The following is a 15080-nucleotide window of genomic DNA, read 5'->3' as shown; positions in this document are numbered from 1 at the left end:
CGAGGATCAGGCGCGCCACCAGTCGCTCATGCGGATCTCGCGGAGGGCCTCGCGTCGCGTCGCGGGCTCGAGCGTCATCACGTAGAGGATGCCGTCGAGGTGGTCCGTCTCGTGCTGCAGAGCCTGGGCCATGAGACCGGTCCCCTCGAGGACCACCGGCTCTCCGTCGAGATCGACGCCCTCGACCCGCGCGTACGACCAGCGCGGCGTCGGGAACCAGAACCCCGGAACGGACAGACATCCCTCGTCGACCAGCTCCCGCTCGCCCGACGCCTCGACCAGCACGGGGTTCAGGACGTAGCCGACCTCGCCGTCGACGTTGTAGCTGAAGGCGCGGAGGCCGACGCCGATCTGCGCGGCCGCGACCCCGGCGCGACCGGGCTCGCGGACGGTGTCGAGGAGGTCGGCCACGAGCGACGCCAACCGCGGGTCGCCGAGCGTGACGGGGTCGGACGTCGACCGCAGGACCGGGTCGCCGAACAGACGGATGGATCTCACGCTCACGGCGTGCACCTCCTTGGGTGCTCAAGTGGGACGGACGAGGGGATTCGAGCTCGCCGACGTGGCTTTTAGGCTCTTCAACAGTAGTGAAGGTATCGTGAGGCTCGTGCATGTACTCAGCGTCAGCTCACTCAAGGGGGGCGTCGGCAAGACGACGGTGACGCTCGGACTCACGTCGGCCGCCTTCGCCAAAGGCCTCCGGACCCTCGTGGTCGACCTCGATCCGCAGTCGGACGTGTCGACCGGCCTCGACATCACCGTCGCCGGTCACCTCAACGTGGCGGACGTCCTGGCGTCTCCGAAGGAGAAGACCGTCCGAGCGGCCATCGCACCGAGCGGCTGGACGAAGGGCCGACAGGGCAAGATCGACGTGATGATCGGCAGCCCCTCCGCCATCAACTTCGACGGTCCGCACCCCTCCATCCGCGACATCTGGAAGCTCGAGGAGGCGCTCGCCAACGTCGAGGCCGACTACGACCTCGTCCTGATCGACTGCGCGCCCTCGCTCAACGCCCTCACCCGGACGGCGTGGGCCGCTTCGGACCGCGTGACCGTCGTCACCGAGCCCGGACTGTTCAGCGTCGCGGCGGCTGACCGTGCCCTCCGGGCCATCGAGGAGATCCGCCGGGGACTCTCGCCCCGCCTGCAGCCGCTGGGTATCATCGTCAACCGCGCCCGGGTGCAGTCCATCGAGCACCAGTTCCGCATCAAGGAGCTCCGCGACATGTTCGGCCCGCTGGTGCTCAGTCCTCAGCTGCCCGAGCGCACGTCGCTGCAGCAGGCTCAGGGCGCGGCGAAGCCTCTGCACGTCTGGCCCGGGGAGAGCGCGCAGGAGATGGCGCGCAACTTCGATCAGCTGCTCGAACGGATCATGCGCACCGCGAAGATCGGCGATTACGCGGAGCCCGCGGCCCGCTGACGCCGACTCCCCCGCTTCTCACACGAAGAGCCCCCGCCGATCGGCGGGGGCTCTTCGGGGTTCTGGTGCGAGGTCTCGAAGCGGGAGGGAGACCGCCTCAGCTGGCGCGAGTCCCGCGTCGCGCGGCCAGCTCGTCGGACGGGTCGGCCGCCGGGGTGCTGTCGAGTTCGACGAGGCTGGTCTCGACCTCGCGGAGCACCTTGCCCACGGCGATGCCGAAGACGCCCTGCCCGCGGCTCACGAGGTCGATGACCTCGTCGTCGGAGGTGCACAGGTAGACGCTCGCACCGTCGGACATCAGCGTGGTCTGAGCCAGGTCGCTGACACCCGACTCGCGCAGCTGGTTGACGGCCGTCCGGATCTGCTGGAGCGAGATGCCCGTGTCGAGGAGCCGCTTCACGAGCTTGAGGACGAGGATGTCGCGGAATCCGTAGAGCCGCTGGGATCCCGAACCCGCTGCGCTGCGGATCGTGGGCTCCACGAGACCCGTCCGGGCCCAGTAGTCGAGCTGGCGGTAGCTGATTCCGGCCGCTCGAGCGGCGACGGTGCCGCGATACCCGCTGTCGGCGTCGAGGTCGGGCATCCCGTCCGTGAACAGCAGACCCAGCTCGTAACGGGACCCCTCGGGGGAACCTGACTCACTCATGCCGCTGCCTTCCGCTGTGCTTCGTCCAGACCCGGAACGTTCAACGTCGGGTTGATGGTTTGACCTGGACCCACGGTACCCACAACGGGACCTGGACGAGACGACATTCGCGTGGACACCCCGGCGTGTCGAGGATATTCGCCGCGCGGCCGCGCGTCTACGTGTCGAGTCGGTCGAGGGCCGAGCGGACCAGCGCCCGACGGACGACGTCGAGCTGCTCGGCGAGCTCGCGGGACAGCTCGGCGACCCGGGCTCGACCCGCCGCGTCGCGGCGCCGGGCGACGGAGGCGACCGCGGACTCGATCAGGTCGAGCTCCCGCTCGGCGGCGACCCGGACGGTCCGGAGGTGACGCGGCTCGATGCCCGTCTTCTTCAGCTCGACGAGGGCCGTCAGAACGGTGACCGAGTCGTCGCCGTGGTGCTCCGCCGCGGGGATCAGCGAGGCCGCCACCGCGTCGTCGATCAGCCCCGGGGTCGCACCGGTGCGCGCGATCAGCTCGTCGCGGGACAGGCGTCGAGGAGACGTCACCAGCGAGACCCCGCCGGCACCGGACGGCAGAGCCGTCGGACGACCGGCGTCGAGGTCGGCCAGATGCTGGCGGATGACCTTGAGAGGGAGGTAGTGGTCTCTCTGCAGACCGAGGATGAATCGGAGGCGCTCGACGTCGGCCGGCGAGAACTTGCGATATCCGGACGGCGTGCGCACGGGCGTGACGAGCTCGCGCTCCTCGAGGAACCGGAGCTTGCTGTTGCTGAGGTCGGGGAACTCGGGCTTCAGCCTCGAGAGGACCTGGCCGATCGTCAGGAGATCCGTCGGCCCGGTCTGCGGCGACCGAGCGGCGGCGGTTCGGGGCACTACTTGATCGCCAGGTGCGCCAGGTCGACGCGCGACGCGTAGAACGTGAGACGGAACTTGCCCACCTGGACCTCGGCGCCGTCGCTGAGCAGCGTCTCGTCGATGCGCACCCCGTCGAAGTACGTGCCGTTGAGGGAGCCGAGGTCGACGACGCTGAACGTCGTGCCCGAACGGCGGAACTCGGCGTGCTTGCGACTGACCGTGACGTCGTCGAGGAAGATGCCGGCATCGGGGTGCCGCCCCGCCACCGTGATGTCGGAGTCGAGGAGGAAGCGAGCCCCGATGTTCGGCCCGCGACGGACCACGAGGAGCGCCGAGCCGGACGGGAGCGCCGCGACGGCCTCGCGCTCGTCGGTCGAGACCCCGCCCTCGAGAGCCGCCAGCTGAGCCTGGAACTCCTCGTTGAAGCTGAGAGTGGTGTCGACCTCGCGATGGGCGCCCTGAGCACCGGAGTGCTCGCCGGGTACCTGATTGGCGTGCTCTGCCATCGTGGACCTCCTTCGGCCTCCCAGCGTATCGGAACTCGCGGCCCGCTCCGCAACGTCGGAGGGAAGACCCTCCCGTCGGGCGGGAACGATCCGTCTGTCGTCGCGCCTCCGTCCGCCTCCGTGCTGCTCCTCATGGAACTCCCCACCGCCTCCGAGGCTGGTCATAGGGATTCCTTGGGGAGCGGCGCTTGTCTGATCTCACCGCACCACCGCAGCCACAGGAGGCACCCCATGTACGACCGAGAGAGCGACGCCGCGAACGGCACGAACGGCACGAACGGCGAGACGACGCCCCCGACGCCCCCCACCGACGGAACGCGTCCCTCCCCGGAGGACGCCGCCCGACTCGGGACTCCCCCCGCCGAGGCCCGCACCCTCCCCCACGTCACCGGGGCGTCCGACGCGCGCTACGTGAACTCGTCGGCACCGTCGTGGATGAGCGGCGGCGACGGGACGCACCAGTCGTACGACGCGAGCCCGAACGCCGACCGGACCCGCCCCTCCGGAGCTCCGGGCGTCCCCGAGGCGTTCGCCCGACCGACGCGCCGCCGCCCCCGCCGCTGGATGCTGGTCACCGGCGCCGCCGCCGCGTTCATCATCGCCGCGAGCGGGACCGGAGGCGCGGCCTACGCCCTCGGGCACACCGTCGGCACGGCGGCGGCCGAGGCGGCGTCGCAGCAGCAGTCGATCCAGCTGGCGCCCCAGTACACGGGCCCTCAGGGCGGGGCGGGAACGTCGCCGTTCGGAGACGGCCAGGGCACCGGCGACGGACAGGGCGGCACGTCGGGATCGCAGGGATCGACGGGAACGACCGAGTCGACGGCGACGCCGGCCACCGCGGAGGAGACCGCCGGAGTGGTCACGATCGTCTCCACCCTGAACTACGACGAGTCGTACAAGTCCGCGGGCACGGGAATGATCCTCGACTCCGACGGGCTCATCCTGACCAACAACCACGTCGTGCAGGGCTCGACCAGCATCGAGGTGACCGACGAGTCCACCGGCCGCACCTACACGGCCGACGTCGTCGGCACGGACGCCACCAACGACGTCGCCGTGCTGCAGCTGCGCGACGCGTCGGGTCTCGAACCCGTCTCGTTCGCCGACTCCGCCGACGTCTCGGCCGGCGACGCCGTGCACTCCACCGGGAACGCCGAGGGCACCGGCGATCTCGTCACCGCGGAGGGCAGCGTCCTCGCCACCGATCAGTCCATCCAGGTGCGCAGCGAGACCGGCACGGGCGGCGAGTCGCTGTCGGGGCTGATCGAGATCCAGTCCGACGTGGTCTCGGGCGACTCGGGCGGCCCGCTCCGCGACGCGGACGGCGACGTCATCGGCATCGTGACCGCCGCCTCCTCGGGGACGACACCGATCACCGGGTACGCGATCCCCGTCGACCAGGCCCTCGACATCGCCAAGCGCATCGTCGCCGGGACCGGCGGCGGCACGATCCGGATCGGACTCCCGGCGTTCCTGGGGGCGCAGATCGCGGATACGACCACCGGCGGCGCCGTGGCGGGCGTGACGATCGCCGGGACGGTCGAGGGCAGCGCGGCGGCGTCCGCCGGACTCGTCGCGGGCGACACCATCACGGCGCTGGACGGTGCACCGGTCGGCGACGCCTCCGCTCTGACGGCCGCGGTGCAGGCCCACGACTCGGGCGACAGCGTCTCGATCGCCTGGACGGACGCGGCCGGGGCATCGCACACGGCCACCGTCACCCTCGGCGACGGCCCCGCCGCCTGATCCCTGCTGCGGACCTCCTCCGCACGCTGACGCGCCCGTCGTCGCCCACCCGGCGACGGCGGGCGCAGTCGTATGGACGGCCGGACCGGGTCGCCGCGAGGTCGACTCAGTCGCGGGCGCGGCCGGACCACGTCGCGGGCGAGGGCGGGCTCAGTCGCGGGCGAGGGCTGCCAGGAGTTTCTGCGGCCCCACGACACGGGCCCCGAGGCGCTCGACGCGACCCGCGAGGGCCCGGTCGGCTGTGACCACGATGACCCGCGCCTCCGGGGTCGATCCCAGGATGCCGTCGACGCGCTCGACGACCGCCGCGTCGCCGTCGGCGGGCGCACGGACGACGTCGATGCCGGGGCCCGTGGACTGCGCCGCCGCCGCCGTCGCCTCACCCTCGAGCACGACGGTGATCGACGGCCACCACGAGGTCGGCGCCCCCGCGGACGGCTCGGCGTCCGTCGTCTCGTCGAGGACGAGAGACGCAGGCAGGCCCTCCGCCGAGCCCGCCTGCAGATCGCCGAGGAGGCGCGCGGCGGCCCCGGCACGATCACGCCACCAGCCGTCGGGTCGGGATCCGACGACGTTGGCGGCGTCGACGATCAGGTGGACGCGCGTGTCGAGGTGCGCCGACAGCCCCGACCACGAGGCCGCGAACCCGGGATGGAGCGGCAGGGCGTCGACCTCGTCTCGCGGCACCCATCGGAGCTCGAGGCTCTCGGCGTCGGAGACGATCGCGTCGAAGGGCTCGGTCACCCGCGCCACGACGGTGGTGTACGACCAGAAGCCGAGATCGAGCACGGAGGCGAACAGCAGCTGCAGGGCCTCCCCCGGCACGGCGGCCTCCTCGCCGCTCTCGCGGAGGGCGCCCTCGACGGCGGTCTCGTCGAACTGCCGTGCCCCGCCGGGCAGACCCCAGGTGCCGCCGAAGTGGCTCCACTCGACGCGATGCTGCAGGAGGACGCGTTCGTCGGCATCGATGACCAGCAGACCTGCGGCCCCGGCCCGCCCCCAGAACCTGCGGCCGTCAGGGCTCTCGACCCAGCCGTCGGCGGGTCCGTGGATGCTCACGGGTCGAGCTTGCCACACCCGGGACGACGGGGTCGTCCTCAGACGAAGCGCACGGTCTGCTGCAGTCGCTCGCGGATCTCGAAGACGTCGGAGATGGTCGTGCGATCGGACAGATCGGGCCCGTGACGCAGCACCTGGGGCAGGAGCGAGCGCCGCAGGACGTGAGTCGCACCCCGGCGACCCCGACCGGCCGGCTCGAGCGCCGCGGCGAAGTCGTCGTCGGGCACGACGATGAGCTGGTGCGTGAACGACACCCGGGTGTCGCGCCGGACGGCGCGCGCCTGACGGGTCAGATCGCGGACCGGACTCTCGTGCTCGGGGATGCCGGCGCCCGTCAGCTCGCCTCGGGTCAGGGCGACCTCGCCGCCCCAGTCGGACGACTGGATGGCGAAGAGCCCGGCGGGGCCCAGCACGATGTGATCGAGCTTGCCCTCGACCCCCGCGTCGACGTCGCTCCAGATCGTGAAGGCGATGCCGAGATCCGTCACGGTCGCCACCGTGGCCTCCTCAGCGAGGGCGTCGGCCAGGACGTGCCGGATCTCGGGAGGCGCGGTGCGGACCAGTCTCTCGTCGTACGGATCGTCGAGGGGGACGCCGCGACCGACCCACTCGCGCATGAGCTCGAGATAGCGCTCCCGGTTCGCGCCGCCGGGGTGCCCGTGCACGCGGGCGCGCGGTTTCGAGTCGGTGCGCGGCGCCTCCCGCGCGGGCGGTGCCCAGGTCGGGGCCGCCGAGGACGCGGACGTGCGCGCGGAGTCGGCGGACGTCGGCCGACGGCGATCGTAGGAGGCCCGCGCCTCGGGAGTGCCGATCTGCTCCCACGCGAGCTGCAGCGCCCGGAACGCCGAGGCCGTGCCGCCGAGGTCGGGGTGGGTCTCGCGGGCCAGACGACGGTACGCGCGGCGCAGGTCGTCGTCCGATGCGGACGAGGGGACGCCGAGGACCTCGTACGGGGTCGAGGAGGCGGGGCTGGGCGTCACGACGACGAGGATACCGGCGGCGGGCTGAGTGTCGGGAGGGTGGCGTCAGCGCATGGCGGGCTTCGCCGAACGAGCCGCTCGAGCGACCCGCCAGGCGCGCCACCGCAGGTGGAGCCGGCGGGCGAGCCGCCGCATGGCCAGCGTGATGCGGTGCGCCAGGGGGAACTCCGTGCCGAGGACGGCGACGCCGACGAAGACGATGAGCCAGCCCGGACCCGGCAGCGGGACGAGGATGAGGCCCAGACCGACGACGAGGAGTCCGACGACGGCCACGCCGAGCTTGTAGATCCAGCGCAGCCTCGGGAACGCGTCGAGACGGGCGCGCTGCCGACGGTACGAGGCCCGGAACCGCCCACCTCGAACGCGCTCGTCTCGGGCACGGCCGTCGGAGGCGAGGGGGGTCGTCGGGACGATCGGCGCCGGGTCGCCGGATGCGCCCGGCGCGGTGGAGGTCATGCCAGGACACTAGAGGCCGCCCCTGGCAGGCACCGCCGTGGTGACTGCCAAGCGTCTGAGTGCCGGGCCGAGGAGGCGCGGGAGGCGTAGTCAGGACCGATGGACTACACACATCTCGGCCGGACGGGGCTGTCCGTCTCGCGGGCCGTCCTCGGCACGATGAACTTCGGGCCGCAGACCACCGAACCCGACTCGCACGCGATCATGGACCGGGCCCACGAGCTCGGCGTCAACTTCTTCGACACCGCCGACGTCTACGGCTGGGAGAAGGGCGAAGGCGTCACGGAGCGGATCATCGGCCGGTGGTTCGCGCAGGGCGGCGGTCGACGCGACAAGACCGTGCTGGCGACCAAGCTGTACGGCGACATGGGCGATTGGCCCAACGAGGGCCGGCTCAGCGCGCTGCACATCCGACGCGCGCTGGACGCGAGCCTGTCGCGTCTGCAGACCGACCACATCGATCTGTACCAGTTCCACCACGTGGATCGGGAGACGCCCTGGGACGAGATCTGGCAGGCCATGGAGGTCGCGGTCCAACAGGGGAAGGTGCTGTACACCGGCAGCAGCAACTTCGCCGGCTGGCACATCGCCCAGGCGCAGGAGGCCGCCCGCAGCCGTCACTTCACCGGTCTCGTCAGCGAGCAGTCGATCTACAACCTCATCGTGCGGGACGTCGAGCGGGAGACACTGCCGGCCGCCCGTCACTACGGACTCGGCATGATCCCGTGGTCGCCGCTGAACGGCGGACTGCTCGGCGGAGTGATCGAGAAGACCGAGGAGGGCTCGCGCCGACTCGAGGGTCGGAGCGCGGACTACGTGGCCGAGCACCGCGACCAGCTCGTGGCCTACGAGGACCTCGCTCGAGAGCTCGGGCACGCCCCCGGCGAGATCGCTCTCGCGTGGCTGCTGCACCAGCCGGGCGTCACCGGCCCCATCACCGGTCCGCGGACCATGACGCAGCTGGAGTCGGCCGTCGCGGCGGTCGACGTGAGGCTGGACGAGGCCGCGCTGACGCGGCTGGACGAGATCTTCCCCGGGCACCGCACGGCGCCCGAGGACTACGCGTGGTGAGAAGGAGAACCCCATGAGAACCAGAACCATCGGAGACGTCACGGTCAGCGCGATCGGCCTCGGGGCGATGCCCCTGTCGATCGAGGGTCGACCCGACGAGCGTCAGGCCGTATCGACCATCCACGCCGCCCTCGAGCAGGGGATCACCCTGATCGACACGGCGGACGCCTATCACCAGGCGGGTGCCGACGAGGTCGGGCACAACGAGGAGCTCATCGCCCGGGCTCTGGCGAGCTTCCACGCCGACACGTCGGAGGTGCTCGTCGCGACGAAGGGCGGGCACCTGCGCCCGACCGCCGGCGCCTGGACCCAGAACGGCGACCCGGCCTACCTCAAGGAGGCCGCACGGGCCTCGGCCAAGCGCCTGGGCGTCGACGCGATCGGGCTGTACCAGTTCCACCGCCCTGACCCCGCCGTGCCCTACGCCGACAGCATCGGCGCACTCGCCGAGCTGCTCGACGAGGGCGTCATCCGGATGGCGGGCATCTCGAACGCCACCGTGGATCAGATCCGCGAGGCGAACACCGTCCTCGACGACCGTCTCGTCTCGGTGCAGAACCAGTACTCCCCCGCGTTCCGCTCGAGCGAGGAGGAGCTGGTGCTGTGCGACGAGCTCGGCATCGCGTTCCTGCCGTGGAGCCCGCTCGGCGGCATCACCGACGCGGCGGAGCTCGGATCCAAGCACGCCGTCTTCGCCGAGATCGCGAACGCCCGCCGGGTGACGCCGCAGGTGCTCACCCTCGCCTGGGAGCTCGCGAAGTCGGAGCTCGTCATCCCCATCCCCGGTGCCCGGCGCCCTCAGACGATCATGAACTCCGCCACCGCGCCCACCATCAAGCTCTCGGCCGACGAGATCCAGCGTCTCGACGCCGCCTGACCTCCCGGCCGGTCGACGACCCGTCGGCGACCGGCCGGGTCGCCTCGGAACTCCGAGGCACCCCCGATCGATCCACCGCACGCTCAGAGGAGAACCATGCCCGAATCGCACTTCGACCGCCCCTACGACATCATCGCCGAGGTGCCGTCGTTCGAGCTGACCAGCACCGACGTCGAGGACGGCGCCGAGCTCGGCCGCGGCCAGGTCAGCGGACTCATGGGCCCCGGCGGCGACGACGCCAGCCCGCAGCTGAGCTGGAGCGGCGCCCCCGAGGGGACCAGGAGCTACGCCGTCACCGTGTACGACCCGTATGCCCCGACCGGCTCCGGTTTCTGGCACTGGGCGGTCGTGGACCTGCCCGCGAGCACCACCTCGCTCGCGACGGGGGCGGGCGACGACGAGGGCTCGGGCCTGCCCGAGGGCGCCTTCCAGCTGAAGAACGACGGAGGGATGGCCCGGTTCGTCGGAGCCGCCCCGCCCGAGGGACACGGCCCGCACACCTACTTCGTCGCGGTGCACGCCCTCGACGTCGACACGCTCGGGATCGACGCCTCGGCGAGCCCCGCCTACCTGGGTTTCAACCTCCACTTCCACACCATCGCCCGGGCCGTCATCCGAGCGACGTTCGAGGTGCCCGCGGCGTCGTGATCCGAACGGCGCCGTCGACGAGGGCGACGTAGCCCGAGGGGGTGCGGTACCAGACGGCGCGGAGGGCCAGTGGCCCTCCCGCCATCCGGTCGATCAGGCCGTCAGCCCAGACGCCGACGGCGACCCGGTCGGGCACGTCGTCGTCCACCGTCTGCCAGACCAACGCGACCTGCCGGGCCCGCACCCGCAGACCCTGGTGACGCAGCATGTCGACGAACTGGTCCAGCTCGGCCTCCCGAGGGAGCCGCGGGGCGTTGTGCAGCCGGCCTGCCGGAGAGAGCTGCGAGCCCTCCGCGTCGAGGAAGACGACGTGGACGACCTCGCGGTCGCAGGGCTCGTCGCAGAGAGCGTCGGCGTAGGCCGCGGCGATGTCGGCCTCGGCGTCCGGTGCGAGGTCCGGGAGGCGCAGAAACCGCGGTTCGGGATCGAGCGGAACCCCCGGGCCGGTGAAGCGCACGCCTCAGCCCGCCAGGACGAGTCGGGCGACGTCGGAGGGCGTCCGTCTCATCGGCGGATGGACGATCAGGCCGCCCGGACGCAGACGCGACAGGAGCGCCTTGGCCCAGCGCTGATCGTCGAACGACGCCGACAGGGACTCGTCGTCGTTCTGCCACACCAGCAGGATGGACGACGCCTCGATCCACCCCGCGACCTCGACGATCCGCGTGGCGTAGAGCTCCGCATCGGCCAGGGTCGGCTCGACCGGACATCCGCTCACGGCGATCGGGGGCGCCAGGGGCACGCCGTACTCGTCGAGGAACATCCAGAGGAGGGCGCGCTCGTCGCAGGGGTCGAGACAGAAGTCGTCGACGAAGCGCTCCAGCTCGTCGTCGGTCGGTCGGTGGGCCAGGGCGGGCGGATAGGTCTCGAGTGCTGTCATGGGAACGAGGATGCCGAGGGCCCTCCGGCGGCCGTCGGCTCAGGCCAGGTCGCTGGGGAGAGCGCCGACGTCGACCTCCACGATGAGGGGAGGACACGGGACCGCCTGTGGACGGTCGTGACGGGTCGACCGGCCGCACCCGCGCCTCCTCGGATCGATACGCTCTCGGTGTGGACGCGGTCAGGGAGTTCTTCGCGGGGGTGGCCCTGCTCGGTCGCGGCCTGCGGCTGTGGGGGACCTCGCCGCGGCTGATGCTGCTGGGCGCCGTGCCCGCTCTCGTCGTGGGGGCGGTCTTCGTCGGCCTGATCATCGCCGTCGGCCTCACCGCCGACGACATCGCGGTCGCCGTCACCCCGTTCGCCGCGGACTGGTCGGACCTCTCGCGGTCGGCGGTCCGTCTCGCCGCGGGTCTCGCGGTCGTCGCCCTCGCGGTGCTGCTGGCCGTCGTGACGTTCACCGCGGTGACGCTGCTGGTCGGCGATCCGTTCTACGAGCGCATCTGGCGCCGCGTCGAGGAGCGCGAGGGTGACGCGCCGGCCGAGATCGAGCGCGGCGTCTGGGCCGGGATCGCCCGGAGCGCCGGCGACTCGCTGCGCCTGCTCGTCGCGACCGCCGGTGTCGGGATCCTCCTCTTCGTCGGCGGATTCGTCCCCCTGCTCGGCCAGACGCTCATCCCCGTCGTGGGCGCGCTCGTCGGCGGCTGGTTCCTGGCCGTCGAGCTGACGGCCTACGCCTTCGACGCGCGCGGACGCACTCTCCGCGACCGGCGCCGCCTGCTCGCGACCCGACGAGCCCGGACCCTCGGGCTCGGAACGGCCACGTACCTCCTGTTCTTCGTGCCCCTGGGCGCCGTTGCGGTCATGCCGGCCGCCGTCGCCGCGGCCACGCTGCTCAGCCGAGACGTGCTCTCGGAGGGAGCCCGCGACTACCATCGCCCGGCATGACGACCCCCGCCTCCCCCACCAACCCGTCCGTCCCGCTGCCCGACGGCCGCGTCGTCCCCGCGCTCGGACAGGGCACGTGGCGGCTCGGCGACGATCCCCGGCGACGCGAGTCCGAGATCGCCACGCTGCGGGCGGGCCTCGACGCCGGTCTCACCCTGATCGACACGGCCGAGATGTACGGGCAGGGCGCCTCGGAACGCCTCGTCGGCGAGGCCATCGAGGGTCGCCGCGACGAGGTCTTCGTCGTCGGCAAGGTGCTGCCCGACAACGCCTCGCGGCGCGGCACCGTCGAGGCCTGCCACGCCAGCCTCGAACGCCTGGGTCTCGAGCGCCTCGATCTGTACCTGCTGCACTGGCGCGGCCGGCACCCGCTGACCGACACCGTCGAGGGGATGGAGGAGCTGGTCGCCGAGGGCGCGATCGGGGGCTGGGGCGTCAGCAACTTCGACCTCGACGACATGACCGAGCTCGTCGGACCAGCCGGCGGCGTCAACGTGCAGACGAATCAGATCCTCTACAACCTCGCGCGCCGCGGGCCGGAGTTCGAGCTGCTGCCCTGGGCGCGCGACCGGGGCATGCCGCTCATGTCGTACTCGCCCGTCGACGGCGGCGAGCTGCTCGACCATCCCGTGCTGCGCACGGTCGCCGCCGAGATGGGCGCGACGCCCGCGCAGGTCGCCCTCGCCTGGGTGCTCCGACTCGCGCCGGACATGCTGGCGGCGGTCAAGGCGGCGACGACCGAGCATGCGCTCGAGAACGCCGCCGCCCTCGCCATCGACCTGGACGACCGCGCCGTCGTCCAGCTGGAGCGTGCGTTCCCCGCGCCGACGGGACCGGGGCCGCTCGAGATGCGCTGAGCCGCGCCTCCTCGGCATCCCTCCCGGCCGGGCCCGGCCAGGGCGTCCGCGGGAGTCGAGGAGGAGCGGGTCGACTCAGTCGCCCGCGTACGCCTTCTCGAGATCCGCGACCACGAGCCGGGTCATGCCCATCATCGCGGCCAGGGCGCGCGCCGCGCCCGCCGGATCGTCTCCGCCGATGGTCGACTGCATGACCGAGGGCACGATCTGCCACCAGAAGCCCCAGCGGTCGCGCACCCAGCCGCACCGCCCCTCCTGACCGCCGTCGGCGACCAGGGCGTCCCAGTGACGGTCGAGCTCGTCCTGCCCGCCCACCGGGACGGAGAGCGACACGGCCTCGTTCGGGGTGAATCCGGGCCCGCCGTTGAGCGCCTGGAACGGCTGACCGCCGAGCTCGAACTCGACGACCAGGGCCTGACCCGCGAGGGTCGGATCGGGCAGGTCGTCGGGATAGCGCGACACGTTCGTCACGCGCGAGTCGGCGAAGAGCGACGTGTAGAACGCGGCCGCCGTCTCGGCCTGGCCGTCGAACCACAGGACGGGGGTGATGCGGGGCACGGGGCCTCCTCGGGTCGTCGAGCGCGGCGTCGTCGTCGTCGCCGCGAGCCCCAGGCTAGCCCCGCCCGGACCGGAGGGACAGGGCGCCCGGATCGCCGGAAGGGACCGCGGCTCAGGCCAGGAACGCCTCGATCGGGCCGCGGACGAAGTAGACCAGGAACCCGGCGGCGACGATCCACAGCAGCGGGCTGATCCCCCGGGCCCGACCCGAGAGCGCCCGGACGAGCACCCAGCTGATGAAGCCGGCGCCGATGCCGTTGGCGATGGAGTAGGTCAGCGGCATGACGATGATCGTCAGGAAGACGGGCAGGGCGACGGAGAAGTCGGTCCAGTCGATGTCCTTGATCTGCGACACCATCAGGGCGCCGACGATGACCAGCGCCGCCGAGGCCACCTCGAGGGGCACGACCTGCGTCAGCGGCGTGAAGAACATCGCGAGGATGAACAGGACGCCGGTGACGAGCGAGGCGAAGCCCGTGCGGGCGCCCTCGCCGATGCCCGACGCCGACTCGACGAAGACGGTGTTCGACGACGAGCTCGTCGCGCCGCCGGCGACCGCGCCGATCCCCTCGACCACGAGCGCCGACCGCAGACGCGGGAACGTGCCCTTCTCGTCGGCCACGTCGGAGGCCTTCGCGAGCCCCGTCATGGTGCCCATCGCGTCGAAGAAGTTCGTGAACACCAGGGTGAAGACGAGCATCACGGCCGACAGCACCCCGATGCGCGCGAACGCCCCGAAGCTGACGTCTCCGATCAGCGACAGGTCGGGCAGGGCGACGACCTGGGTCGGCAGCACCGGCGCGTTGAGGTTCCATTTGTCGGCGTCCTGACCGAGCGACGGGCCGACGCGGAAGATGGATTCGAGCACGATCGAGATGACGGTCGTGCCGACGATGCCGATCAGGATGGCGCCCTTGACGCGGCGGGCCATGAGGACGGCGATGGCGATGAGGCCGATCACGAAGGTCAGGGTCGGGAGACTCGCGATCGACCCCGCGTCGCCGAGCTGGACCGGGGGCGACGCCGAGCCGCTCGGGCGGACGAAGCCCGAGTCGACCAGGCCGATGAACGCGATGAACAGACCGATGCCGACCGTGATGGCCGTCTTGAGCGCCGCGGGAACGGCGTTGAAGATCAGTCCGCGCAGCCCGGTCACGGCGAGGATCGTGATGACGAGGCCGTTGATCACGACGAGCCCCATCGCCTCGGGCCACGTGACGTCGTTCACCACGTTGACGGCGAGGAATGAGTTGATGCCGAGGCCAGCGGCGAACGCGAACGGGAGGCGCGCGACGGCTCCGAAGAGGATCGTCATCACACCGGCGGTCAGAGCCGTGACCGCCGCGACCTGATCGTTCTGCAGCCAGCCGCCCGTGACGTCCTGGGCGGCCTGGTCGGCGCTGAAACCACCGAGGATGAGCGGGTTGAGGATCACGATGTACGCCATCGTGACGAAGGTCACGATGCCGCCGCGGAACTCCCGGGCCCACGACGAGCCCCGGGCCGTGATCTCGAAGTAGCGGTCGAGTCGACCGTCGGGCCGGGTCGGGGACGTGGCGGGGCCGGTGGGCGCGGACGTGGTCATGAGGCGACT

The 15080-nt window shown here is 71.8% G+C and carries 18 protein-coding genes; 7 read left to right on the top strand and 11 right to left on the bottom strand.

All coding sequences use genetic code 11. The annotated features are described in order from the left end of the window. Nucleotides 1-6: 6 nt before the first annotated feature. Nucleotides 7-504: a peptide deformylase gene (locus ASF89_RS07075; protein ID WP_055814747.1), complete on the bottom strand. Its 498-nt coding sequence runs from the start codon at nucleotides 502-504 to the stop codon at nucleotides 7-9. A 103-nt stretch (nucleotides 505-607) separates the two neighbouring features. On the opposite strand from ASF89_RS07075, the gene ASF89_RS07070 reads away from it, so the two are divergent. Further along, nucleotides 608-1420 (top strand): ParA family protein, encoded by an 813-nt coding sequence (locus ASF89_RS07070; RefSeq protein WP_055797797.1) that lies wholly within the window; start codon nucleotides 608-610, stop codon nucleotides 1418-1420. 97 nt (nucleotides 1421-1517) lie between these two features. Here ASF89_RS07070 and ASF89_RS07065 read toward each other — a convergent pair whose 3' ends face one another. The 3 genes from ASF89_RS07065 to ASF89_RS07055 all read right to left on the bottom strand — a co-directional run bounded on the left by ASF89_RS07065 (nucleotide 1518) and on the right by ASF89_RS07055 (nucleotide 3410). Continuing rightward, nucleotides 1518-2066, bottom strand: coding sequence for a MerR family transcriptional regulator (locus ASF89_RS07065; RefSeq protein WP_055797800.1), 549 nt, complete (start codon nucleotides 2064-2066; stop codon nucleotides 1518-1520). Between the two features lie 157 nt (nucleotides 2067-2223). Beyond that, complete coding sequence (locus ASF89_RS07060; RefSeq protein ID WP_055813438.1) at nucleotides 2224-2922, bottom strand: MerR family transcriptional regulator; 699 nt, start codon at nucleotides 2920-2922, stop codon at nucleotides 2224-2226. Then, entirely contained in the window at nucleotides 2922-3410 is a 489-nt protein-coding gene (locus ASF89_RS07055; protein WP_055813435.1) for an FHA domain-containing protein, read from the bottom strand. The genes ASF89_RS07060 and ASF89_RS07055 overlap by 1 nt, the downstream gene beginning before the upstream one ends. A 231-nt stretch (nucleotides 3411-3641) precedes the next feature. Between ASF89_RS07055 and ASF89_RS07050 the strand changes: the two genes are divergently transcribed. Then, nucleotides 3642-5156 carry a S1C family serine protease gene (locus ASF89_RS07050; protein ID WP_235484030.1) on the top strand — a complete coding sequence of 505 codons (1515 nt, stop codon included), beginning with the start codon at nucleotides 3642-3644 and terminating at the stop codon, nucleotides 5154-5156. A gap of 150 nt (nucleotides 5157-5306) precedes the next feature. On the opposite strand, the gene ASF89_RS07045 is transcribed toward ASF89_RS07050, so the two are convergent. From ASF89_RS07045 to ASF89_RS15360, 3 genes are read right to left on the bottom strand one after another with little or no spacing between them, the layout of a single operon-like run. Then, on the bottom strand, nucleotides 5307-6215 hold the full coding sequence (locus ASF89_RS07045) for an NUDIX hydrolase (protein WP_235484028.1): 909 nt from the start codon (nucleotides 6213-6215) through the stop codon (nucleotides 5307-5309). A gap of 38 nt (nucleotides 6216-6253) precedes the next feature. Next, a complete protein-coding gene (locus tag ASF89_RS07040; RefSeq protein ID WP_055797814.1) occupies nucleotides 6254-7195 on the bottom strand; it encodes a DnaJ domain-containing protein in 942 nt (313 codons plus the stop codon). 45 nt (nucleotides 7196-7240) lie between these two features. Further along, nucleotides 7241-7651 (bottom strand): PGPGW domain-containing protein, encoded by a 411-nt coding sequence (locus ASF89_RS15360; RefSeq protein ID WP_082489862.1) that lies wholly within the window; start codon nucleotides 7649-7651, stop codon nucleotides 7241-7243. A 99-nt stretch (nucleotides 7652-7750) separates the two neighbouring features. Between ASF89_RS15360 and ASF89_RS07030 the strand changes: the two genes are divergently transcribed. The 3 genes from ASF89_RS07030 to ASF89_RS07020 all read left to right on the top strand — a co-directional run bounded on the left by ASF89_RS07030 (nucleotide 7751) and on the right by ASF89_RS07020 (nucleotide 10247). Beyond that, a complete protein-coding gene (locus tag ASF89_RS07030) occupies nucleotides 7751-8722 on the top strand; it encodes an aldo/keto reductase (protein ID WP_055813430.1) in 972 nt (323 codons plus the stop codon). A gap of 13 nt (nucleotides 8723-8735) precedes the next feature. Next, nucleotides 8736-9599, top strand: a complete 864-nt coding sequence (locus ASF89_RS07025; protein WP_055797819.1) for an aldo/keto reductase — start codon at nucleotides 8736-8738, stop codon at nucleotides 9597-9599. 96 nt (nucleotides 9600-9695) lie between these two features. Then, complete coding sequence (locus ASF89_RS07020) at nucleotides 9696-10247, top strand: YbhB/YbcL family Raf kinase inhibitor-like protein (protein ID WP_055813428.1); 552 nt, start codon at nucleotides 9696-9698, stop codon at nucleotides 10245-10247. On the opposite strand, the gene ASF89_RS07015 is transcribed toward ASF89_RS07020, so the two are convergent. Then, nucleotides 10210-10704, bottom strand: coding sequence for a hypothetical protein (locus ASF89_RS07015; protein ID WP_055813425.1), 495 nt, complete (start codon nucleotides 10702-10704; stop codon nucleotides 10210-10212). The genes ASF89_RS07020 and ASF89_RS07015 overlap by 38 nt on opposite strands. Before the next feature lie 3 nt (nucleotides 10705-10707). Beyond that, complete coding sequence (locus ASF89_RS07010; protein WP_055797829.1) at nucleotides 10708-11127, bottom strand: hypothetical protein; 420 nt, start codon at nucleotides 11125-11127, stop codon at nucleotides 10708-10710. A 170-nt stretch (nucleotides 11128-11297) separates the two neighbouring features. Between ASF89_RS07010 and ASF89_RS07005 the strand changes: the two genes are divergently transcribed. Both ASF89_RS07005 and ASF89_RS07000 read left to right on the top strand, forming a co-directional pair. Continuing rightward, nucleotides 11298-12071: an EI24 domain-containing protein gene (locus tag ASF89_RS07005; RefSeq protein WP_055798561.1), complete on the top strand. Its 774-nt coding sequence runs from the start codon at nucleotides 11298-11300 to the stop codon at nucleotides 12069-12071. Then, a complete protein-coding gene (locus ASF89_RS07000; protein ID WP_055813421.1) occupies nucleotides 12068-12928 on the top strand; it encodes an aldo/keto reductase in 861 nt (286 codons plus the stop codon). Before ASF89_RS07005 ends, ASF89_RS07000 begins: the two co-directional genes overlap by 4 nt. 75 nt (nucleotides 12929-13003) lie before the next feature. Here ASF89_RS07000 and ASF89_RS06995 read toward each other — a convergent pair whose 3' ends face one another. Further along, on the bottom strand, nucleotides 13004-13486 hold the full coding sequence (locus ASF89_RS06995; protein WP_055797836.1) for a VOC family protein: 483 nt from the start codon (nucleotides 13484-13486) through the stop codon (nucleotides 13004-13006). 112 nt (nucleotides 13487-13598) lie between these two features. Then, entirely contained in the window at nucleotides 13599-15071 is a 1473-nt protein-coding gene (locus tag ASF89_RS06990; protein ID WP_055813419.1) for an NCS2 family permease, read from the bottom strand. Nucleotides 15072-15080 lie beyond the last annotated feature (9 nt).

It is taken from the genome of Frigoribacterium sp. Leaf172 (genome assembly GCF_001424285.1).
GTDB lineage: Bacteria > Actinomycetota > Actinomycetes > Actinomycetales > Microbacteriaceae > Frigoribacterium.
The sequence above is the reverse complement of the archived record's forward strand: the minus strand, read 5'-3'. Positions and strand labels throughout refer to the sequence as shown.